This is a genomic window from Enterococcus sp. AZ167 (assembly GCF_051714025.1).
Classification (GTDB): Bacteria; Bacillota; Bacilli; order Lactobacillales; family Enterococcaceae; genus Enterococcus_D; species Enterococcus_D casseliflavus.
Genome location: NZ_JBIORB010000001.1, coordinates 719,730 through 740,800, shown reverse-complemented (window position 1 = coordinate 740,800; position 21,071 = coordinate 719,730). Strand labels below are relative to the sequence as shown.

18 protein-coding genes and 2 pseudogenes are annotated in these 21,071 nt (G+C 40.3%); 16 read left to right on the top strand and 4 right to left on the bottom strand.

Annotated features, from left to right (window positions below; translation table 11 throughout):
• Positions 1–137: 137 nt before the first annotated feature.
• Positions 138–479: a helix-turn-helix domain-containing protein gene (locus tag IGJ05_RS03510; protein WP_208773195.1), complete on the bottom strand. Its 342-nt coding sequence runs from the start codon at positions 477–479 to the stop codon at positions 138–140.
• A 315-nt stretch (positions 480–794) separates the two neighbouring features.
• On the opposite strand from IGJ05_RS03510, the gene IGJ05_RS03505 reads away from it, so the two are divergent.
• From IGJ05_RS03505 to IGJ05_RS03490, 4 genes and pseudogenes are all read left to right on the top strand, one after another.
• Positions 795–1,985: an IS256-like element ISLgar5 family transposase gene (locus IGJ05_RS03505; RefSeq protein ID WP_271292405.1), complete on the top strand. Its 1,191-nt coding sequence runs from the start codon at positions 795–797 to the stop codon at positions 1,983–1,985.
• Between the two features lie 322 nt (positions 1,986–2,307).
• A pseudogene (locus tag IGJ05_RS03500) lies at positions 2,308–3,257 on the top strand (zinc-binding dehydrogenase).
• A gap of 272 nt (positions 3,258–3,529) precedes the next feature.
• Positions 3,530–3,781, top strand: a complete 252-nt coding sequence (locus tag IGJ05_RS03495) for a hypothetical protein (RefSeq protein WP_015509648.1) — start codon at positions 3,530–3,532, stop codon at positions 3,779–3,781.
• Between the two features lie 505 nt (positions 3,782–4,286).
• Positions 4,287–6,329, top strand: a complete 2,043-nt coding sequence (locus IGJ05_RS03490; RefSeq protein WP_311948303.1) for a glycosyl hydrolase 115 family protein — start codon at positions 4,287–4,289, stop codon at positions 6,327–6,329.
• A gap of 84 nt (positions 6,330–6,413) precedes the next feature.
• Here IGJ05_RS03490 and IGJ05_RS03485 read toward each other — a convergent pair whose 3' ends face one another.
• The gene (locus IGJ05_RS03485; RefSeq protein WP_208773197.1) at positions 6,414–6,926 is read right to left on the bottom strand and encodes a GNAT family N-acetyltransferase; all 513 of its coding nucleotides are present in this window, start codon (positions 6,924–6,926) and stop codon (positions 6,414–6,416) included.
• A gap of 490 nt (positions 6,927–7,416) precedes the next feature.
• Here IGJ05_RS03485 and IGJ05_RS03480 point away from each other — a divergent pair, with 490 nt between their 5' ends.
• The 6 genes from IGJ05_RS03480 (at position 7,417) to IGJ05_RS03455 (ending at position 14,272) form a co-directional block, all read left to right on the top strand.
• Positions 7,417–8,994 carry an ABC transporter substrate-binding protein gene (locus IGJ05_RS03480; protein WP_438725029.1) on the top strand — a complete coding sequence of 526 codons (1,578 nt, stop codon included), beginning with the start codon at positions 7,417–7,419 and terminating at the stop codon, positions 8,992–8,994.
• A gap of 61 nt (positions 8,995–9,055) precedes the next feature.
• Positions 9,056–9,985 (top strand): ABC transporter permease, encoded by a 930-nt coding sequence (locus IGJ05_RS03475; RefSeq protein WP_208788285.1) that lies wholly within the window; start codon positions 9,056–9,058, stop codon positions 9,983–9,985.
• Between the two features lie 11 nt (positions 9,986–9,996).
• Positions 9,997–10,893 (top strand): ABC transporter permease, encoded by an 897-nt coding sequence (locus IGJ05_RS03470; RefSeq protein WP_060791898.1) that lies wholly within the window; start codon positions 9,997–9,999, stop codon positions 10,891–10,893.
• 6 nt (positions 10,894–10,899) lie between these two features.
• The gene (locus tag IGJ05_RS03465) at positions 10,900–12,330 is read left to right on the top strand and encodes an ATP-binding cassette domain-containing protein (protein ID WP_317738342.1); all 1,431 of its coding nucleotides are present in this window, start codon (positions 10,900–10,902) and stop codon (positions 12,328–12,330) included.
• 103 nt (positions 12,331–12,433) lie between these two features.
• Positions 12,434–13,375 carry an ABC transporter ATP-binding protein gene (locus tag IGJ05_RS03460; RefSeq protein WP_208773202.1) on the top strand — a complete coding sequence of 314 codons (942 nt, stop codon included), beginning with the start codon at positions 12,434–12,436 and terminating at the stop codon, positions 13,373–13,375.
• 192 nt (positions 13,376–13,567) lie between these two features.
• Positions 13,568–14,272, top strand: a complete 705-nt coding sequence (locus IGJ05_RS03455; RefSeq protein ID WP_081117158.1) for a flavodoxin — start codon at positions 13,568–13,570, stop codon at positions 14,270–14,272.
• 212 nt (positions 14,273–14,484) lie between these two features.
• Here IGJ05_RS03455 and IGJ05_RS03450 read toward each other — a convergent pair whose 3' ends face one another.
• Entirely contained in the window at positions 14,485–14,673 is a 189-nt protein-coding gene (locus tag IGJ05_RS03450) for a hypothetical protein (protein ID WP_081117159.1), read from the bottom strand.
• A 288-nt stretch (positions 14,674–14,961) separates the two neighbouring features.
• On the opposite strand from IGJ05_RS03450, the gene IGJ05_RS03445 reads away from it, so the two are divergent.
• The 4 genes from IGJ05_RS03445 to IGJ05_RS03430 all read left to right on the top strand — a co-directional run bounded on the left by IGJ05_RS03445 (position 14,962) and on the right by IGJ05_RS03430 (position 17,309).
• Positions 14,962–15,843 carry a LysR family transcriptional regulator gene (locus IGJ05_RS03445; RefSeq protein ID WP_005226043.1) on the top strand — a complete coding sequence of 294 codons (882 nt, stop codon included), beginning with the start codon at positions 14,962–14,964 and terminating at the stop codon, positions 15,841–15,843.
• Between the two features lie 166 nt (positions 15,844–16,009).
• The gene (locus tag IGJ05_RS03440) at positions 16,010–16,576 is read left to right on the top strand and encodes a flavodoxin (protein WP_208773204.1); all 567 of its coding nucleotides are present in this window, start codon (positions 16,010–16,012) and stop codon (positions 16,574–16,576) included.
• A complete protein-coding gene (locus IGJ05_RS03435; protein WP_005226045.1) occupies positions 16,545–16,889 on the top strand; it encodes a carboxymuconolactone decarboxylase family protein in 345 nt (114 codons plus the stop codon). The genes IGJ05_RS03440 and IGJ05_RS03435 overlap by 32 nt, the downstream gene beginning before the upstream one ends.
• Entirely contained in the window at positions 16,890–17,309 is a 420-nt protein-coding gene (locus IGJ05_RS03430; RefSeq protein ID WP_010748319.1) for a cupin domain-containing protein, read from the top strand.
• Positions 17,310–17,522: 213 nt separating this feature from the next.
• On the opposite strand, the pseudogene IGJ05_RS03425 reads toward IGJ05_RS03430, so the two are convergent.
• Positions 17,523–18,378, bottom strand: a pseudogene (locus IGJ05_RS03425) (LysR family transcriptional regulator).
• A 117-nt stretch (positions 18,379–18,495) separates the two neighbouring features.
• Here IGJ05_RS03425 and IGJ05_RS03420 point away from each other — a divergent pair.
• On the top strand, positions 18,496–19,410 hold the full coding sequence (locus tag IGJ05_RS03420; protein WP_225000824.1) for an acyltransferase domain-containing protein: 915 nt from the start codon (positions 18,496–18,498) through the stop codon (positions 19,408–19,410).
• Between the two features lie 5 nt (positions 19,411–19,415).
• On the top strand, positions 19,416–21,062 hold the full coding sequence (mdcA, locus tag IGJ05_RS03415; RefSeq protein ID WP_086295359.1) for a malonate decarboxylase subunit alpha: 1,647 nt from the start codon (positions 19,416–19,418) through the stop codon (positions 21,060–21,062).
• Positions 21,063–21,071 lie beyond the last annotated feature (9 nt).

The following is a 21,071-nucleotide window of genomic DNA, read 5'->3' as shown; positions in this document are numbered from 1 at the left end:
GTTTGTTTAAAAACGTACAATTCATATCAAAAAGAAAAACATTTATTCACTTTAATTTAGGTATGCAAATGAAGATAAATAACGCAGAAATTCGATACTTTCTCTTCCCGTTTCATGTACCAGGTATTAATAAGAATTTATTTTCTTGAATCTCGCCTTTTAACAAATTCAATATAATTTAATATTTCTATCAATTGGGCTTGTGACAGATCATCAATAGATGATGTAATATTATTGGTTAAAAAAGACACTTGATTGTCTGATTCAGAAAAATTAGATTGGTGCCCATTTAAAATATAATCAGTAGAAACATTAAAATAATTTGACAATTGTCGTATTACATCGTCTTTAAGTCCACGTTTTCCTATCTCCCACATTCCTATAGTGCTAGTTGCTACATTAAGCTCTTTTGCTAATTGTGGCTGGGAAAGATTTCTTTTTTCTCTTAAAATAGCTAATCGCTCACCTACAGTCTGCATAAAAATAACTCCTTTAAATATTATATTACTATCACTAAATGTGATTGCATAGATAAAAACAAAAAAATCACAAAACGTGATAAAGTGAAGTATATTATATCTGTAAATATGGCTCCAATACATAAAGTGAAGTGAAAAATAGGTTTATGTATTTAATAAAGTTAAAAATCTATCGAAATAAATTCGTTTATCATAATATTATCTTAGAGTGATTATTCGAGGAGAGTGTAAAATATTTTGTGTAAATAGAAAAAAGGAAGTCCCTTCTGTAGAATAGAGTTACCACAACACATTCACAGAAGAGAGGACTTCCCTATGAACGATTTTACTACAGAAATTCTAAAGACTCTAGCGAACAAAGGCGATTTGAATGAATTATTCCGTGTCCATTTGGAGAAAGCAGTCAATACGCTTCTCAAAACGGAGTTAACGGCTTTCATAGATTACGAAAAGTATGATCGCATTGGTTTTAACACGGGTAATTCTCGTAACGGCTCCTATGACCGTACGGTCAAGACCGAGTATGGGGAACTTCATCTCCAGATTCCGCGCGACCGCAATGGTGAGTTCAAGCAACAGACTGTTCCTGCTTATAGACGGACGAATGACACGTTAGAGGAGACCGTCATTCACCTCTTCCGAAAAGGTATTACCATGTCGGAAATCGCAGACTTGATTGAGAAAATGTATGGGCATCACTACACGCCCCAAACCATGTCCAATATAACAAAATCATTTACAGAAGAGGTAACGGCGTTTAAAGGGCGGGAGCTTCATGACCGTTATGCTGCTATTTATATGGACGCAACGTATATTCCGTTAAAGCGGAAAACCGTCGCCAAGGAAGCTATTCATATCGCAGTTGGCATTCGCCCGGACGGATCAAAGGAAGTATTGAGCTATGCGATTGCACCGACTGAATCCATCACGATTTGGGAGGAAATTTTATTGGACCTTCAAGAGCGCGGTTTGAAAAATGTCCTCCTGTTCATCACGGATGGCTTAAAGGGGATGGTAGGAGCGATTAGTCGGTTCTATCCCAAAGCTCGTTTTCAACATTGTTGTGTACACGTTTCCCGTAATATCAGTCACAAAGTGCGTGTCGATGATCGTAAGGAAGTCTGTGATGATTTTAAAATGGTGTATCAAGCCTCATCTAAAGAGGTGGCGTTGGAAGCACGTGGTGCTTTTGCGGAAAAATGGAAAACCAGCTATCCAAAAGTGGTTGAATCGATTCTTTCGAACGATCACTTGCTCACTTTCTATGATTTCCCCTTGGCCATACGCAAGAGTATTTATTCTACGAACTTGATTGAATCCTTTAATAAGCAAATCAAGAAATACAGCCACCGCAAGGAACAGTTCCAAAACGAAGAGTCGATGGAACGTTTCTTAGTCTCGTCTTTTGATACTTACAACCAAAAATTCCTAGGTCGCAGTCATAAAGGCTTTCAACAGGCCGAAGGCGAACTTGAACAAATGCTAAGCCAACTGATTGAGAATTAGAAACAATCTGCAGTAGGGAAGAATCATTTACACAAAATTATTGACGCTCCCTATTCGAGAGAGGAAATCTAAAATTTTTTATTCGTATAATATAAATAACCATTATTCATTTTTAAATGTATTAGACGAACCGAAGAAATAATCTGTTTTGACGGATATCAACAAGAGGAATAAAATGAAAGTACCTTCGAGAGAAGGTGATTTTTTTGAATAAAAGGAAAATCTAAAATGACCGAAGGGACATACACTGGTTGTTTAGTAGATAGTTTCAATCGATTGATGCGTGGCTTTTGATAGATTGAAGATCGGAGATGATTTGCGCATGAAGGCGTTGTATTTTAATGAATTCGGTGATTCAACTGTTTTAACATATGGGGATTTGCCTGATCCATCATTCACGAAAATGAGCTAATGGTAAAGATGATGTATATTGGGTTGAATTATGCTGATATTTATCGGAGAAAGGGTAACTATCATATTGAATCCCGAGACCCTCTTATTAATGGCTATGAAGGGGTAGGGAGGATTGTTCAAAAAGGAAGATCTGTCTCCAAGTTTCAGCTAGGAGAAACGATTCTTTTTGTGGATGTTCCTTTTGCTAATGCAGAATTGGTGGCTGTCCCTGAGGAAAATGCTATCCGTATTCCATCAGGTACACCACCTAAATTAGCAGCCAGTATCGGTCTGCAAGGGTTGACAGCTGATTTTTTAGCTCATGATCTTGGCAATAATGTGAATCATAGTAAGGTCTTCGTCCATGGGATAAGTGGTGGCGTCGGACAAATTTTATCGCAACTATTAACCGCAGATGGCCTAGAAGTGTATGGCGTCACTTCTACGGAAGAAAAGCGACAACTGGCTTTAGACCAAGGAGCAAAACAAGTCTTTTTAAGAAATACAGAATGGCAAGATACCTACACTTCTTTCTTTGATACCGTTTATGATGGCATTGGGCATACATTAGCCGAAAGTGTCGACTTGCTCAAAAATAGAGGGAAGGTTGTCTTTTTTGGCATGGCCGGCGGAAATCCGCCAGCGATCGACTTTATTCCCTTGCTATCTAAATCAAAAAGTATTTTGACAGGAGATCTGTGGGATTACTTGACAAGTTTTCAAGAGCGGGAGAGAAGAAGCTCTCGATTGTTTGACTACTTTAGCAAGGATCAAATGAAAATCAGTCAACCAACCATTTTTTCATTAGCTGACGGAAAAGCTGCCCATGATTATTTAGAATCTGGAAAAAGTATCGGTAAAATTCTGCTGCAACCATAAGAAGGTAAAAAAATAGATGTTTTTATTGCAAACGATACACCGAATGTTTGATGTTTCACTAAGGCGTTTTTTTACATAATCGATATTTCTCTTTTGATACATCTTTAAGGATAAAAATAAATGTAAAATGAATAGAATATTGCAAGAATCTAATGTTTTCTATTTCTTCAGTGAGAATAAGATAAAACTTTGTGATAAACAGTACATTTAATTTGAAAATATTTAATTACAGCAGTAAGATAAATATATCAAATACTTAAGGAGTGATATCTATGACAAACTATGAAGAAAAGGAAGCAAAAGCATTGGTAAAGATTGCAGAGGTTCTTGATAAGTTAGATGAAAATTTAGCTGAATTAGACACACTAGATGCAGACGCAAAAAAACATAGTATGAAGAAATGGATCGTTGAGAAAAAAGCGATTCATGAAATCAAAAAGATCGCACACGAAGCCGGTAAGTATGAAAAGTACGATGAAAAAGCACTACAAAAAGAAATTGATGAAGTTGAGAAGTATATGTAATTGAAGAATAATAAGAAATTGTCACCATTATTCAGCAATTGAAATCTGAACTGATAAAAGCCAGATTTCAATTGAAGATATAGAATTGACAATGATCTCAATAAGCCCATGCTCTTATGAGTGTGGGCTTATTTGCTGTACATATGATTAACTGATTAACCACGCCAAGTTGAATAGGCATGGAAGATCATGTTCTACAACGACTAGATAAAACATTAGTTAAAGGGGGACGGGGAAAAATCCAAAAACAAAGAAAGTCTGTTTTTTCGTATTTTTCATCGACTTTCTCTATTTTTTTAGACAAGCTTTTCGCTTATTCTAAATTTATGAGCGGTATCATAGTAAACAGTTAACAAAACGTTTAGACCATCTGAAAAACATCTTTGCAGAAAATAGTGACGAGATGTTTATGGCTGATGAGCAATCCGATTGTCTATTACAACATAGTAGAAAGTTCTTTATTGAAGATAAAATAATAAACTATATAGATGAAACGGGTGATTACATGGAAACAACATTTTTCATTTCGAAAAATACTTCTGTCACGTCAAAACAGCTGGAAAATGAAGTGATTGGACATGCTTGCAAGATCTTGCAGCGTGACATTTTAACCGTTGTGACAGACACGAGGAAGGCAAATGAAATTGAATTGGTTTTACTTGATGAAAAAAATGAAACGGATGCTTTTCATATACTTTTCGTATCGCCAGATAAAGTAAAAGTGTGTGCTGAAACACCGTTAGGATTAATGTATGGGGTTCTTGAAATCTCTCATAAAATTTTAGGTGTTCAACCCTTTTGGTATTTCATGGAGATTCACCCAATAAAAAAGCCATTTATTGAATGGACAGGTTTTGACTTAACATTGCCTGATTTTGCAACGGACTATCGTGGCTGGTTCGTCAATGATGAGTTGCTGCTGGATCAATGGGAAGATAATGGTTCGAATGAATACGTATGGGAACGTATTTATGAAACATTGTTACGTTTAGGCGGAAATGTCATCATCCCTGGAACAGATAAGAACAGTCATAGACATCGAGAAAGTGCGCAAGCGATGGGGTTGATCTATACACATCATCATGCCGAGCCACTAGGCGCAGAGATGTTTGCTAGAAGGTATCCTGGTTTGAGGCCTTCATACGAGGAACATTTTGCGTTGTTTCAGGAATTATGGAAAAAAGCCCTACACGAGCAAAAAGGTACCAAGGTTATCTACACACTTGGTTTTCGCGGACAAGGGGATTGTCCTTTTTGGGCAGAAGATCTTGATCGACAGTGGTCAGCAGCGGAAAAAGCAGCAGTGATCAACGAAATCGTTCATCTGCAATGTCATATGGTTAAAGAAGTCGATCCTCATGCAGTATGTTCAATGAACATTTATGGGGAGATGACGGAATTATTTAATCTTGGCTTACTTGAGCTTCCGGATGATGTGATTGAGATTTGGGCGGATAATGGTTATGGCAAAATGGTTTCTCGTAGACAAGAAAATCACGATCCACGAGATGAGGTGTTAACAAACACACCAAAACCAAATCAATCAAGAGGAATCTATTATCACGTTGCCTTTCATGATTTACAAGCATCTAATTTCTTGACGGTCTTGCCTAATAGCCCAGAATTTGTTTCTAGAGAGCTAATGGCTGTTAGAGAAGTCAAGATGGATAAGTTTGTCTTAGTCAATACAGGCAACATAAAACCGCATATTTTGTTCTTACAAGAAATAGCGAATTACTGGCGAGCAGATTATCAGTTACGAACCAATCAAGAGATAATTTCTGAGCATGTAACACAATACTATCAAAATCAGCAAGAAGAGATCCAAGCTGTCTATGAAGCTTACTTTGAAGCGGTTATTCGCTATGGAACACATGAGGATCAAACCGCTGGGGACGAGTTTGCCTGTTATTTGATTCGAAAAATTATTCAAACATGGCTCAAGCAAGAAACAAAAATTCCGAGGATAGAATGGTTGACGGGTGATCGGAAAATCAAGGAGCAAGTCACAGAAATTTTCTCTATGGTAAGAGAAAAGATAGCAGCCTGGGAGGATCTATTGCTGAGATGCCAGCAGATTACATCATCCCTTCAGGATAAACGTGCGCAAAATGCTCGCTTTTTTAATGATATTTACCTCTCAGTAGCCGTTCAATGCAAAACGTTAAAAGCACTGCTCCATTTGTTAGACGCTTATCAGATGATTGATCGGGAAGAAATGGTTTTTGTATTTGTAAAAGTTTTCGATGCGTTAGAAGAAATCCATCAACTAATTCAAATACTGAAGGAAAATCCTAGTGATACATGGTATGATTTTTATGAAAATGACGGCTATACCAACCTAACATTGACAAAAGAGATGATCAAAAGTCTGTTGTCTTACATTCGCATCATTGGCGATGGTCCAGATCAAGATCAGTGGGAGAGAAAATATATTATGGATTCCACTGAATCAAGAGTTATGTTGCTTTCAAATACTAAAAAAGCGCTGACGGATGAAAAGTTAGCAAGAAAAATCAGAGTAAGTTTTAGAAAAATTCCTAAATAATATTAATTTGAGATGAAACGCCATTCAAAAGTTAGACTAAATATCTAACTTTTGAATGGCGTTTCATTTAGTATGCAGTTTTTATTAGAATTCACTAGGCGAATCGTCCAATTCCAGCACCATATTATACCAAGCAACATTTGCATGTTGGGAATCTGACAGCCCTTCTAGTTGATAGCCATGCTTTTTGTAATATGGAATCAATGATTTTAAACAAGTTAAGGTGATTCCTTTTCTGTTTTGAAGACAACATTGTTCTTCGAGAGCTGACAGTAGTTTACTACCAATCTGACAGTTTCTATAATCAGGAGCGACAGCTAAGCTCAGAATACTTTGGTAGCCACCAAAAGGCTGATTAGGACAAGTACTTTCAAAGAGATCGTCAGAGAGATAACGTTTAGAAATAATGGGCCCTACAATGTAGCCGATCGGACAATCCTTTTCATTTATAGCAACAATAAAACTGTCACTTATTGTATGTATTCGATCCATCATCGATGTTTTGGATGCTGCTTCATCAGCTGTAAATCCTGCATTTTCAATCTGCATGATTTGATCGATATCATCTTCTTTCGGTGGTCTGAAGAAAATGTTCATTCAATCACTCCCATCTTTATTCAAAAATAGTTTATCACATAATGACATATGACGTTTATATTTGAGAACGATAAAATTTAGAGACTCAAAATTCCTAGTACAGAATCGTTTTCACACTTTCAATCAAAAGAAACAAAAATAAGAATTAGTAGTGGTTAACTGAATGAGTTCTTATAAGAAAAAGTCAAATTAATGATAATAAATCGCAATTCTTCATTTTATTCTAACAAAATGACAATTTCCTTAGGTATTCATCACAAATCTATCACATTTCCAAGCTAAAGTTTGTTATTATCTGAAAATTTTCATCATTCAGATAAAAGCTTCTTCATTATGAGCAAATTTTTTATAGTTATTTGATAGAAAACAGGACGAGCGTATGTGTTTTCGATCCAAGTTACACGCCAATGCGTCTAATTTCTATATTTGCTGGTATGAAGAAGAGCGCAAAAAAAATCCTTAAGTTACAGGGGATGAAATGGAGGATAACATGAAAAAAAGGAAAACAAGCTGGGCTCTCGTATTGTTAACAAGTCTGATGGTATTAGGTGCTTGTGGTAGTGGAGGCCAAGACCCAACAGATAGTTCGGGAGGGAATGTGTCAGGGGGAGCTAGTTCTGATCCTAATGTATTAGTGGTCGCATCAGGTGCGGATCCAGTGACATTAGATATCCATCAAACGAACGACCAAGCAACTACCAGGGTAGCAAGACAGATTTACGAAACACTGATCAAACAGACCGACGATCTTGAGTTAGTGCCAGGGTTAGCAACAGAGTGGGAAGAAATTGAAGAGAACCTTTATGAGTTCAAGTTGCGAGAAGATGTTGTCTTTCATAATGGGGAAGCGATGACAGCTTCTGATGTTGCCTACACCCTTCGACGGGCGGTTGACTCACCTTCGATCAGTCATATCATTGGTTCGATCGATCCTGATACGATCGAAGTGATCGATGATCATACGATCCTTATCGGGACAAATGGTGCCTTCGGGCCTTTCTTGACTCATTTAGCACATCCTGCGGTTGGAATTTTGAGTGAGAAAGCTGTGGAAGAAGCTGGTGAAGATTATGGTATCAGCAGCGTTGTGGGAACGGGTCCCTTTGAATTTGTTGAATGGGCAACCGGTAGTCACGTGACGTTGGATCGATTTGACGATCACTGGGATGAGCCAGCGGGAATGGAAAGAATTGAGTTTCGGACAATTACAGATTCAAGTGTTCGTTTGATTGAACTAGAGTCAGGAACCGTCGATATTGTTTATGATATCGCTCCTTCTGATAATGAAAAGGTTGAAGAAAACGATGAATTGACTTTATTAGCGACAGAAAATTTAGGAACGGAATACTTAGGTTTCAACGTTCGAAATGATACACCATTGCAAGAAGTAGGGGTACGTCGCGCGATTGCCCATGCTATCGATGTCGAATCGATTATCCAAACGGTTCATATGGGGATCGGGACTCAAATGAGTGGACCGATCAACGAATTGGTTTTTGGATATAATGAAAACTTGGAAACTACTCCTTATGACGTTGAATTAGCAAAAGAACTATTAGCAGAAGCTGGTTATCCAGATGGCGGGTTCTCCCTTTCGTTGTATGTCGGTGATAACAATCAAGAACGAATCCGTGTCTCGCAGGTTGTTTCCGCTGCTTTAGAAGAATTAGGTATCACTGTTGAGGTCAACCAAATGGAGTGGGGAGCATTTTTAGATGCTGCAGCAGCTGGTGAACCAGATATGTTCTTACTAGGTTGGACAACGATCACAACAGATGCTGACTATGGATTGTATCCACTGTTCGATTCAAGTAGCTTTGGCGAAGCGGGAAATCGTACGTTCTATCATAATGAACGGGTAGATGAATTACTTGATGCAGCTCGTAGCACTTCTGACCAAGAGGAACGCTTGGCCTATTATCACGAGGCGCAAGAGATTATCAATGATGAGATGCCATGGGTTTACTTACAAACCAGAGAAAATGTTTCAGGTATCCGCAACTGGGTGCAAGGGTTCGAACATCATCCAACTGGAAGTTACTTCTTAGATACGGTGTCAAAAAACTAAATTGGATTGAGAGTAAAAAATAAAGAGCCGCAATGGCTCTTTATTTTGAGGAGATGAATAGATGTTCCAATATATTGTAAAACGAATTCTGTGGTTGTTTCCTATCCTGCTAGGCGTCTCTTTTATTGTATTTACGATTATGTATCTATCACCTGGAGATCCTGTAACGATGGTGTTGGGGGAAGGAGCGACTCCTGAACAATATGAGGCGATGCGTGTGCAAATGGGGCTTGACCGTAGTTTTATCGAACAATTTTTTCATTATATAAAAAATGTTGTTGTCGAATTTGATCTTGGGAGATCGTATGTTTCTGGCCGGGTGGTCATGGATGAAATCCTAGTCCGTTTGCCCAACACAATCAAATTATCAGTATGGAGTGTGTTATTTGCCTCGCTGATTGGTATTCCACTGGGAGTGATCTCTGCTTCGAGACCTTATTCCAAGGTTGATAATTTCGTGATGTTTCTTTCACTAGTTGGGGTTTCTATGCCAACCTTTTGGCAGGCACTCCTTTTAATTATTCTTTTTACTTCTACCCTGGGCTGGTTGCCAGCATCTGGTTTTGATACTTGGCAGCAAATGATCATGCCAGTATTTGCATTGGCTTCCTCATCAATTGGCACGATCGCCCGGATCACAAGGTCGAGTATGATGGACGTTTTAGACCAAGATTATATTCGTACGGCAAAAGCCAAAGTAGTAAATGGTTCAAAGGTGACGTTCCATCATGCTTTAAGAAATGCCTTGATTCCCGTAGTGACAGTCATTGGTTTGCAGTTTGGGGCTTTATTAGGTGGGGCTGTATTGACCGAGACTGTTTTTAGTATCAATGGGATCGGGACATTGATGGTGAATGCGATCCGTACAAGAGACACAATGATCGTCCAAGGCGGCGTTTTATTTATTGCATTTATTTTTACGATGGTTAATCTATGTGTCGATATTCTCTATGCATATATCGATCCGCGAATTAAAACCTCATATGATTAAGGGAGGAACTCATGTTTTCTAGAAAAAAGGCCATAGCGAAAACGCAAGCACTTGCAGGCGTACCAGAAGGATCGAAACAAGAGATTTGGCTTTCCTTAAAAGCAAATCGCCGAGCAATGTTTGGGTTACTATTTATCACGTTACTGACGATTACTGCGATTTTTGCAGACTTTATAGCTCCCTATGGCATGAGGGAGCAAAATCTAGCCAATGCATTGCAATTTCCAAGTCGTTCTCATTGGTTTGGGACAGATGACTTGGGACGTGACGTATTGTCTCGTTTGATTTACGGCACGAGAATATCGCTGACTGTAGGCGTTTGTGCGGTGTTACTGGCACTCTTTTTTGGTGGCATCTTAGGTGTCTTATCCGGTTATTTCAGAGGTTGGATCGATACGCTGATTATGCGTTTTTGTGACATCTTACTATCCATCCCTTCTATTTTGTTGGCAATCGCCATCGTGGCTTCTTTGGGATCCAGTCTGCCGAACATGATCTTGGCGATCGGGTTGGCGAATATCCCCATTTTTGCTCGTATTATTCGGGCAAGTGTGATGGCGGTCAAAGAGAAGCAATTTATTGAAGCTGGAAAAGCGCTGGGCGCAAATAATGGATTGCTGATTTTTAAACACATCTTGCCAAATATCCTTTCACCAGTCATCGTGCATTCATCAATGGGCGTTGCCACAGCAATTTTATCTGCTGTTGGCTTAGGATTTATTGGCTTAGGTATGGAGGCTTCCGTTGCGGAATGGGGAACGATGTTAAATTTTGGACGAGGCTATATCCGAACACATCCCTACCTGACGATTTATCCAGGGATCGCGATCATGTTGACCATTTTATCCTTCAATTTGATCGGTGACGGAATCCGAGATGCCATCGATCCGAAGATGAGAGAGAGGTAAGCAGTTATGGACACGATCATGCGCGTCAAGAATCTACAAAAGTATTTTCCTGTAAAGAAGAAAAACTTTTTTGGGGTGGGAAAAGACTATGTGAAAGCAAATAAAGATCTTACGATCGATATATATGAAGGAGAAACATTAGGCATCGTCGGTGAAAGTGGCTGTGGAAAATCGACCTTTGGACGCACGATTATTCAGCTCCAACGACAAACCGGAGGCTCGACCCTTTACTATGGAGAGACGATCGAAGATTTCATGCCTCGTTACGTAAAAAAAGTCTATCAACAACTGCCACAAAAGATGAAACAGTTTACTGATTCTGTCAATGAGCTCCAGTCGATCGAATCAAAACTTGCTACCGATTCAGCTGCTGATGTAGAAGCAACAACGGAACGGTTGCGTCTAAAGAAAATCGCTTTTGAAAATGAATATGGCAATACCCTACGATTAGTCGGAGGCTTAATTTTGCATGATGATCTACAAAAGGTCAGTAAGCTTCTTTCGTCTCGTTACGAAGCTGCAGCAAAAGTTGCCGCTAGCAAGCGAGCGTTAACGTTTAATCAGCAAAAACAAGCGATGAATGGGGCAGTGGATCAAACAGAGCTCATGAACTTGGAAAAAACGATCGCTGAACAACAAAATGATTTAGCAGCTATTGATAAGCAAGTCGAACAACTAAAAAATGAAGTCATGAACAAAAAAGACTTCTCATACTACGAAGAGCAGCTTGATTCTGGCATCGATCTAGCTGCTTTGACTAAAAAGGAATCAAGAGTTTTACGAAAAGACCTGCAAATTATCTTTCAGGACCCTTACTCCTCACTAGATCCACGGTTAACAGTGGGTGATATTATTGGAGAAGGTTTGTTGATACACAAATTTTTTGCTAGTAAAAAGGACCCAAACCATGAAACCTATATTCTTGATATCATGGAAAAATGCGGGTTAAAGAAAGAATTTATTCATCGCTATCCGCATCAATTTTCTGGTGGACAACGACAACGAATCGGGATTGCTCGTGCCTTAGCTTTAAAGCCCAAATTCATTGTTTGCGATGAAGCTGTTTCAGCGTTAGATGTTTCGATTCAGTCACAGATCATCAATTTGCTTCATGATTTGCGGGAAGAACTCAATTTGACTTACTTGTTTATCACCAATGATCTTGGAGTCGTAAAATTTATTTCTGATCGGATCGGTGTGATGTATTTTGGACATCTTGTAGAATTAGCTTCAGCTGAGACGATTTTTTCTAACCCGATCCATCCGTACACACGGCAATTATTAAATGCCATTCCAACGCTAGACGAAGAGTATCGACCATGGCCTCTTGATGAAACCCATCCTGATTTGGCATTCAACTATTCAAAAGAAACCGATGCTGATCCAGATTGGGTAGAAGTCGAGCCGAATCATTTTGTGAAGTGTACGCGAAAATAGTTTTTTTAGAACATAGGAATTGAAACATGGTTGATGAGTCAATCAATCGAACCATAAGCATGATACGATTGGTTTAATGGGAAAAAATCAAAAGGAGGTCCAGATGGATTTACTAGAAGTTGATAATCTGCATACGTATTTTGATACGAAACGGGGCACTGTCAAAGCTGTCAAAGGCGTTACTTTTTCATTAAAAAGAGGGAAGACATTAGGAATCGTTGGAGAAAGTGGGAGTGGCAAAAGTCAAACAGCCATGTCGATCCTTCAACTTTTTCAGCGAAATCAATATATAGCGGAAGGGCAGATCCGTTTTGATGGAAAAAATATCCTCGAATTAAGCAAAAAAGAGCTTTTGAAAATTCGTGGAAATGATATTTCAATGATCTTTCAAGAGCCTATGACAAGTTTGAATCCGGTATTTACAATCAAAGCACAACTGACAGAAGCCTTGAAACTTCATCAGCACGTCGACAATAAGACGGCGACTTTACGGGCATATGAGCTGTTAGAAGCTGTCAAGATCACAGATCCTAAACGAGTAGCCAAGCAATATCCTCATCAGTTATCTGGAGGAATGAGTCAGCGGGTAATGATCGCAATGGCATTAGCCTGCAATCCGAAGCTATTGATTGCCGATGAACCGACTACCGCACTCGATGTGATCATCCAAGCAGAAATCCTTAAGTTAATGAATGAGTTAAAAGACAAGCTGGATACAAGTATTTTATTTATTACCCATGATTTGGGTGTCATTAGTAAAATGGCCGATGATGTGATCGTGATGCATGGGGGAAAAATCGTCGAGAGTGCCCCAATCAATGAGATATTCAAAAATGCTTACCATCCGTACACAAGGCGCTTACTTGCTGCGTTTTTAAGAACCGACATTCGAAACAAGAAAACAGCGCCTGATGATTTTTACAGTAAGGAAAACAATGTCTTTGATTTCACCACATTTAAAGCAGAAGAAACAGCGGACCCGGATTGGGTTCAGGTAGGAACAAATCATTTTGTCGCTGCCAGTTTGAGAAAAATCGATAACTAAATGAAAAAGTCGTAAAACAAAGCTTTGTTTACGACTTTTTTCAGTATGCTGGGAAGGAAGACTTTTTGTGAGGAAGTTGTGAGAAAGATGTAAAAAATAGGGGAAGGTTTGCTCAAGAGCCTTGCCTTAAAGTCCACTTCAAGAATTATACTGGAACTACCATTTTTGGTGGGAAAAGAAAGGAGCAATTCAATGAACAAATGGACAAAAGGACTTTTTCTGACAATGATTTTTCTAGCAGGATGCAGCAGTGATTCAATGAATGACGAGCCAGACATTGGTACAACGGAAACAAGTACTAGTGACACCGTTACGCAACAAATGAGAGAAACAGGGATTGATGGGGAGTCCGATATTTTGATTGCCTATTTCATCAGACCAGAAAATTTAGAGCATGAACCAGCGGTCGAAGCAGTTTCTGGAAGTAGTTTTAATGTAATCGATGACACCTTAGTAGGAGATGTCCAGGTGATAGCAGAAATGATCGCTGAACAGACCGGCGGTGCGTTGTTCTCGATTCAAACAGAAGTAGGTTACCCTAACGTTTACGATGAACATACAGCTTTAGCGACTAGAGAAGTGGAAGAAGATGCCCGACCAATGTTGATGACTGACGTTGCCGAAATGACTGAAGTGGATGTTCTCTTTATCGGCTTTCCCGTTTGGTGGAACCGTGCCCCAAGAGCCGTTTTAACATTTCTTGAAACCTATGATCTTACGGATAAACAAATCATTCCTTTTGCAACCCATGGGGGAAGTGGACTGACCAATAGTCAAAACGAACTTCAAACGTTGTATCCAGCGTATGACTTTCTGGAAGGCTTTGCAGCAAGAGCGGGAAGTGTTGAAGAGGCTGAACCGAATCTGTTGAATTGGCTCGATGAACTAGGATATTAGCAAAATTCAAGTTTAGTAGCCGTTTCTCAATTGGCTACATGTTCATGATGTACCACAAACCGAAATAATCATAATATAATTATGGTAAACCAATGCAGTTGATTTATGAATCATTTGGGGATGCGCTGATGGATTAGAAGCAAAAGCTCCTACTTATTCCCGAGAATAGTCAGTTTTTCCGATGTATTCGTTCTAGGTTGACTACAATTCTGTTATTTCGGATAAGAAAGGTAGATCATGACCAAAGAGACGATGGAAAGAATCACACCAATGACCGACAATGGCAATACAGGACCATTCCACGGACGTTTATTCAGCAACGCACGCACTCTAAAGATGAATCCTGCAAGTCCGAGTAAAGCGATCGCTACACAAAATAAAAGAATTGATAAATTTAACATTGTATTCCTCCAAATCATTGTATGAGGACTCATACCAAGATACTCATATATCCTACGCCAAAAGCCGTAAAAAGCAAGCAGCTGACATAACTGTTCGTTTAAGCGAACAGTTTTTACATGTCGTTGACGAATCTTTTTACAATTCTGCAATTTCCTACGCTTTTTTAGCTAGATTCGCTGGAACAGTAATTCTTTGTTATCATAAGAATTGAAAAGGAGACTGGAGAGGGAGGTTCCCTTTTGTTTCGAACACCTTGAATGCACAAGAAAAAATGAGGAGGAGATTTTGTGGAAATTCGGTTATTAAAATATTTCTACACGATTGCGGAGGAAGGGACGATTTCTCAAGCTGCAGAAGTGCTCCACATCACACAACCGACATTGAGTCGACAATTAAAAGAATTAGAAGACGAGTTAGGGACGGCACTATTCACTCGTGATAATCGTAAAATGGTTTTAACGGAAGCGGGGCGTTTTTTTAAAAGCCGTGCGGAAGAGATTTTGAGTTTGACAGACCAGACAATGCAAGCGTTTGAAGATCGTAAAAAACATTTATTTAGCGGTCACTTCACGATTGGTTGTGTGGAAGCAGATAATTCCGATACGCTTTCCTTGATGTTGGAAGAATTTATCAATGATTATCCGGATGTTCGCTTTCATATTCATAGTGGTACCGGAGATGATATCAGCGATCGTCTAGAGAAAGGCTTGTTGGATCTAGCGATCTTGATCGAACCGATTGAAATCGAGAAGTATGAAAAAATCGTTCTACCACGAAAAGAAACATGGGGCTTTTTGACTTCGGCTGATTCTTTTCTTGCGCATAAAGAAGAAATTACACCCGAAGACATCAAAGGTGTTCCTTTATTGATCTCCAAGCGTCCAGAAGTACAGCAAATGTTCAGCCAATGGTCGAAGACACCAGTGGAAGAGTTGCCGATCGTGGGTACCTACAATTTAATATTCAATGTCTTTTCCTTAGTAGAAAACCATGTTGGTTCGGCACTGACTGTTAGTGGCGCTGTTGGTCAGCGAAGGAATGAGGCAATCAAGTTTCTGCCTTTAGTACCACAAATCGAGACCAGCTGTGTATTGGTTTGGAAAAAGAATCGTGTACTGTCTCCAGTCGTTATCGAGTTTATTCGACGATTTCGCGATTCCTTTCAATAGTCTCAGTGTAAACATCAAAAGAAGCGGTGATATCCGCTTCTTTTTTGTATATCGAAACCAGCTATGCTTTGTAAGCATAAGGTCTTGTGTGAAAAAGCATTAGCCAATCCAACTCGATTGGCTTACCATTAAATCTATCAGGAAACAAAGAGTAGGAGGTGACACAATGGCGGCAATACTTGTTTGTTCACGAGCTGGTGAAAATCTGATTGAGGGACAGCTCAAAAAACTGGGCATAGGAAATACGCAGATTCTAGCAGAGAAGCTGTCAGAGCAGCTGCAATGCCCCCTTTATACCCTTGCCCCTGTGGAACCTTATCCTGAAAGCTATCAGGCGATGGTCGAACAAGCACAAAAAGAAAAAGCTACTAATGATTTTCCCCGTCATCAAACAGTACCGTCTGCGTTTTTTAAAGAACGGGTACTATTTGTTGGATTTCCCAACTGGTGGGGGAGCTATCCGAGGATCGTGGCGAGTTTTTTAAAAGACCATCATTTCGATGGGAAGATTATTTTTCCCTTTTGTACTCATGAAGGCTCAGGATTCGGCAATAGCCTAGAAGACTTTAAAAAAACTTGTCCTGAAGCCCTCATTTATCCTGGATTAGCCATCCGTGGTTCACGAGTGAATAAGGCGGATACTGCCATTCAAAATTGGGTGAGCCAGCATTTTATCACAATAGAAGAAGGAGTCGATCGATATGGTAAAGAAACAAACTGCAGGAAGAGATAATCTAGGGACATTTGCGCCGAAATTTGCGCAATTAAATGATGATGTGTTATTTGGTGAAGTTTGGTCACGTGAGGAAGAATTGGCTCCTCATACAAGAAGTTTATTAACGATATCTGCCTTGATTTCGGGTGGCAATTTTGAACAATTGACTGCCCATCTGACGATTGGCAAGGAAAACGGGATCACTGTAGAGGAAATTGCAGAAGTAATCACTCATCTGGCTTTCTATGTTGGCTGGCCCAAAGCTTGGTCTGCTTTTAACATCGCCAAAACGGTTTATCAAGAAGAGCTAGCTGAATTGGAGGAAAAATAAATGTCAGAACTCGATGCAGCAAAAGAAGCTGGAATCTTTTCATTAGGCAACACAAATGACGCCTATGCACAATATTTTAGCGGTCAGAGTTACTTGAATCCTTTAGTAGCTGATCCAGCGATTCCAGTCAACGTTGGCAATGTGACTTTTGAACCAGGTTGCCGCAACAATTGGCATCGGCATATCGATGGTGGGTATCAATTGTTGTTGGTGACTTCAGGAGAAGGCTGGTACCAAGAAGCAGGAAAGAAACCGCAAAAACTTACTGTTGGTGATGTCGTAGTCATCAAGGAAGGGGTCAAACATTGGCATGGTGCAGCAAAAAATAGTTGGTTTGCCCATGTAGCGATTACTGCTGGTGCTTCAGAATGGTTAGAAGCAGTCAGTGATGAAGAATACGATCAATTGCCCGATGCATAAGCGATGATAAGGCAGCCGTACTGGAAGGCGTGTAACAAATCTTATGGGGTCTCACCTGACTGGGGCAGCCAATAGTGTGGCGAGTCAAAAGAGATCGGAGTGATCAATGTGAATGAATGTACGGTCGAGCCGATGATTCAACCTTTGTAAATAGGAGAGAAAAAAGAAGCGTCCACTTGCACAGCTAACGTGCGAATGGACGCTTCTTTTTGTTTAGCCAAGATAAAATTCAATCAACGTTTTTGCAATCAATTTTGTCATGGGATGACCTTTAGTAAAGCTTGATGCCAAATAGATCGTCCTTGATAAGGGAAAATCTGCTAGTTCACGTAAAACGAAAGGTGCCTGATCTTCATAGCCCCAAGTAATTTTAGGAAAGAACGTGATTCCTAGTCCTTGATTGATGAGGGAGCGCAGCGTCGCCGGATCGTCCGTCGTTGAACCGATAGCCAAACTGATTTTTTTTGCTTCAAAAGTTTCGTCGATGGTTCTACGCAGCGGGCTGTTTTCAACCAGCATCAGCAAAGGCACGTGTTGGATATCGGCAACTTGCAAGTCTTTTTTTTTCTGCCAAGGGATGCTTTTTCGGGATCGCCAGTAAGATTGGTTCCGTGAATATTGGCAGATTGGTCAAGCCGTTCTTTGGCTCAGAGGTAATGTAGAAGGCTTGTTCTTTGTTGGTCTCCTTACTGCCGTGCTGCTTGATCGAAAGTTGGATCTCAGGGTGCTTTTCAACGAATGTCGCCACCAAGTTGGGCAAGGAAACAGAAGCGACTTCAGAGTAGATCGTCACTGCAGGGACCATTTCTCCATTTAATGCTTGGATCGCACTCATTCCTTCGTCGAAACGTGCTAACGTCTCAACGACATAGGGATAAAATTCTTCAGCATACATCGTCAACTCGATATGCCGACCGGCATGATAGAACAAAGGAACGCCTAGTTCACTTTCTAGGTGTTTCATGGCACGGCTCAAGGCAGGTTGTGAGATGTATAATTCTTGTGCAGATTGGGTAATATTTTTCGATTCGGCTACTTTTTTAAAGTAGCGTAAATGATCAAGGTTCATCAGATACTCCTCTTTCCATACCTTTTGGTTATGGATATTCACGAAACTGGTATTTTTTATTATAACAAACTTCCGTTATTATGACACAGGAAAGAGAAATTGTTTAGGAGGTGTTTCATGAGTACAGGTTTCTTATACCCAGGACAAGGCAGTCAGACCAGCAAGATGCTTGAGGACGTGCCTGCCAGTTATTTCCATCGGCTAGAACAGGCGACAGGCTTTGATTTACACCCTGTATCGGGGGGTCTCAAACAAGATACCGTCTCTATTCAGTTGGCCCTTTTAGTAAAAGCGGCTTTTTACACGGACCAGATGAAAGCATCTGGTGTGCAACCTCAGCTTGTGGCGGGGCATTCGATTGGCGCTTTTTCCGCTGCGTTAGCTTGTGAAAGCTTGAGTTTCGAAAATGCCGCTAGCTTGGTCTATCATCGGGCGACATTGATGAAAGAAGCCTATCCGACTGATTATGCCATGGGGGTACTGGTTGGTGTAACGAGAAGTGAAGCAGAAGCGCTCGTGGCAAAAACATTTGATCCTGCTGCTCCCGTCTATTTATCAAATGAAAATTTCCCCATGCAGCATACGATCTCTGGTCATATCAAAGGCTTGCGCAAGACGCTAGCTCAAGCGAAAGATTATCATGCGCAAACCGCCAAACTTTTAGCAGTGCCTGTCCCGTCCCATTGTGTGTTGATGGCAGAACCCGTGAAACGGTTTGCGCCATTTATGAACACGGTATTCCTTGATGTGCCTATCTGTCCGTACCTCAAAAATACGGATGGTCGGATGACCATGAACCCTGAAGAGATCCGTCGAGATTTGCTGCAAAATATTGCTTATCCGGTGCAGTGGAACAAGATCATGGATGTTGCCTACGAAGCAGGACTTGATTTGGCTCTTGAATTTCCTCCTGGCAATACCCTAACAAAACTGATCCAAGCAAAATTTGGTGAAAACAAAGCGATCCGTGTGATCAATTTGGATCAACATGGCTTGGATGATGCTTTATTCCTATATCAAAAATGGAGATGAATAGAATGGAAAAACCTGCAAGAAACTGGGCAAGTAAACGTGAAAAGAAGGCCCAAACCATGAAAAAAATCGAGCATCTTCTCGATGGAAAATATGTCCCAACGGAAGCGATCATTGAAGTCTTAGAACAGTTGATCCGTCCGGGAGACAAAGTGGTCCTTGAAGGCGACAATCAAAAACAAGCAAGCTTCCTATCAAAAAGCTTAGAACAAGTCGATGCTCAAAAAGTCAATAATTTGCATATGATCATGTCGAGTATCTCCCGTCCAGAACATTTGACGATATTTGAAAAAGGCATTGCAGCGAAAATCGATTTTTCTTATGCAGGCGCACAAAGTACGCGCGTTGCCCAAATGATTGAAGACAAAACTATGAAATTAGGGGACATTCATACGTATTTGGAATTATATGGTCGCTTATTTATCGACTTGATTCCGAATGTGGTCCTTGTGGCGGCGGACAAAGCCGATCGCCAAGGAAATCTTTATACAGGTTACAATACGGAAGAAACGCCAACGATCGTCGAAGCAGCAGCCTTTAAAGATGGGATTGTGATCGTCCAAGTTAATGAAGTGGTCGATCGTTTGCCGCGGGTCGACATTCCCAGCGATTGGATCGATGTCGTCGTGGTAGCAGACCAACCGTATCAATTAGAAGCCCTCTTTACGAGAGATCCACAGAACATTACGGAATTACAAATTTTGATGGCGATGATGGCATTAAAAGGAATCTATGCAGAACATGAAGTACAATCGTTGAATCATGGGATTGGTTTTAACACCGCTGCGATCGAGTTACTTTTACCAACCTATGGAGAAACGCTTGGAATCAAAGGAAAAGTAGCGAAAAACTGGGTCTTGAATCCTCATCCAACGATGATTCCAGCTATCGAATCTGGTTGGGTCGAAAGCATCCACAGTTTTGGTGGGGAAGTTGGTATGGAAAAATATATTGCCGCTCGACCCGATGTATTCTTTGTCGGAAAAGACGGCACGATGCGCAGCAATCGAGCATTATCACAAACTGCAGGTCAATATGCCATCGATATGTTTATCGGTTCGACCTTACAACTAGATTATCATGGAAATTCTTCTACAGTGACGAAAGGCCGCTTATCTGGGTTTGGTGGTGCACCAAATATGGGGCATAATCCGGGGGGCCGTCGGCATTCGACTCCAGCTTGGCAATCCTTGCGGGATGAAACAGATCCTTTAGCAAAAGGACAAAAATTAGTCGTTCAAATGGTTGAAACGTATGGGTCCAATAAAAAACCTGTTTTTGTAGAAACGTTAGATGCGTTGGCTGTCCAAAAGCAAGCTGGTTTAGCCAATGCCCCAATTATGATCTATAGCGAAGATACGACGCATATCGTGACAGAAGAAGGCATCGCTTATCTTTATAAAGCAAACTCAAAAGAGGAAAAACAAGCAGCCATCGCAGCCATCGGCGGTGTAACTCCACTAGGAATGACCAGCACAAAAGCTTCTCTGGATGCCTTGCGCAAAGCGGGGATCGTGAAATTACCAGAAGACTTAGGGATCAAACGCAGTGATGCCAAACGATCATTGCTAGCAGCTCAAACCGTTGATGATTTGATCGAATGGTCCGATGGGTTGTACGAACCGCCAATGAAATTCAGAACGTGGTCTTAATAAGAGCAA

Excerpts from the sequence above, each read along its gene's own strand:
- IGJ05_RS03465 (WP_317738342.1), top strand. The coding sequence starts at position 10,900 with ATGGACACGATCATGCGCGTCAAGAATCTACAAAAGTATTTTCCTGTA.
- IGJ05_RS03450 (WP_081117159.1), bottom strand. The coding sequence starts at position 14,673 with ATGTTAAATTTATCAATTCTTTTATTTTGTGTAGCGATCGCTTTACTC.
- mdcA (WP_086295359.1), top strand. The coding sequence starts at position 19,416 with ATGGAAAAACCTGCAAGAAACTGGGCAAGTAAACGTGAAAAGAAGGCC.
- IGJ05_RS03480 (WP_438725029.1), top strand. The coding sequence starts at position 7,417 with ATGAAAAAAAGGAAAACAAGCTGGGCTCTCGTATTGTTAACAAGTCTG.
- IGJ05_RS03440 (WP_208773204.1), top strand. The coding sequence starts at position 16,010 with ATGGCGGCAATACTTGTTTGTTCACGAGCTGGTGAAAATCTGATTGAG.
- IGJ05_RS03510 (WP_208773195.1), bottom strand. The coding sequence starts at position 479 with ATGCAGACTGTAGGTGAGCGATTAGCTATTTTAAGAGAAAAAAGAAAT.
- IGJ05_RS03485 (WP_208773197.1), bottom strand. The coding sequence starts at position 6,926 with ATGAACATTTTCTTCAGACCACCGAAAGAAGATGATATCGATCAAATC.
- IGJ05_RS03475 (WP_208788285.1), top strand. The coding sequence starts at position 9,056 with ATGTTCCAATATATTGTAAAACGAATTCTGTGGTTGTTTCCTATCCTG.
- IGJ05_RS03430 (WP_010748319.1), top strand. The coding sequence starts at position 16,890 with ATGTCAGAACTCGATGCAGCAAAAGAAGCTGGAATCTTTTCATTAGGC.
- IGJ05_RS03435 (WP_005226045.1), top strand. The coding sequence starts at position 16,545 with ATGGTAAAGAAACAAACTGCAGGAAGAGATAATCTAGGGACATTTGCG.
- IGJ05_RS03420 (WP_225000824.1), top strand. The coding sequence starts at position 18,496 with ATGAGTACAGGTTTCTTATACCCAGGACAAGGCAGTCAGACCAGCAAG.
- IGJ05_RS03470 (WP_060791898.1), top strand. The coding sequence starts at position 9,997 with ATGTTTTCTAGAAAAAAGGCCATAGCGAAAACGCAAGCACTTGCAGGC.
- IGJ05_RS03495 (WP_015509648.1), top strand. The coding sequence starts at position 3,530 with ATGACAAACTATGAAGAAAAGGAAGCAAAAGCATTGGTAAAGATTGCA.
- IGJ05_RS03455 (WP_081117158.1), top strand. The coding sequence starts at position 13,568 with ATGAACAAATGGACAAAAGGACTTTTTCTGACAATGATTTTTCTAGCA.
- IGJ05_RS03490 (WP_311948303.1), top strand. The coding sequence starts at position 4,287 with ATGGAAACAACATTTTTCATTTCGAAAAATACTTCTGTCACGTCAAAA.
- IGJ05_RS03505 (WP_271292405.1), top strand. The coding sequence starts at position 795 with ATGAACGATTTTACTACAGAAATTCTAAAGACTCTAGCGAACAAAGGC.
- IGJ05_RS03460 (WP_208773202.1), top strand. The coding sequence starts at position 12,434 with ATGGATTTACTAGAAGTTGATAATCTGCATACGTATTTTGATACGAAA.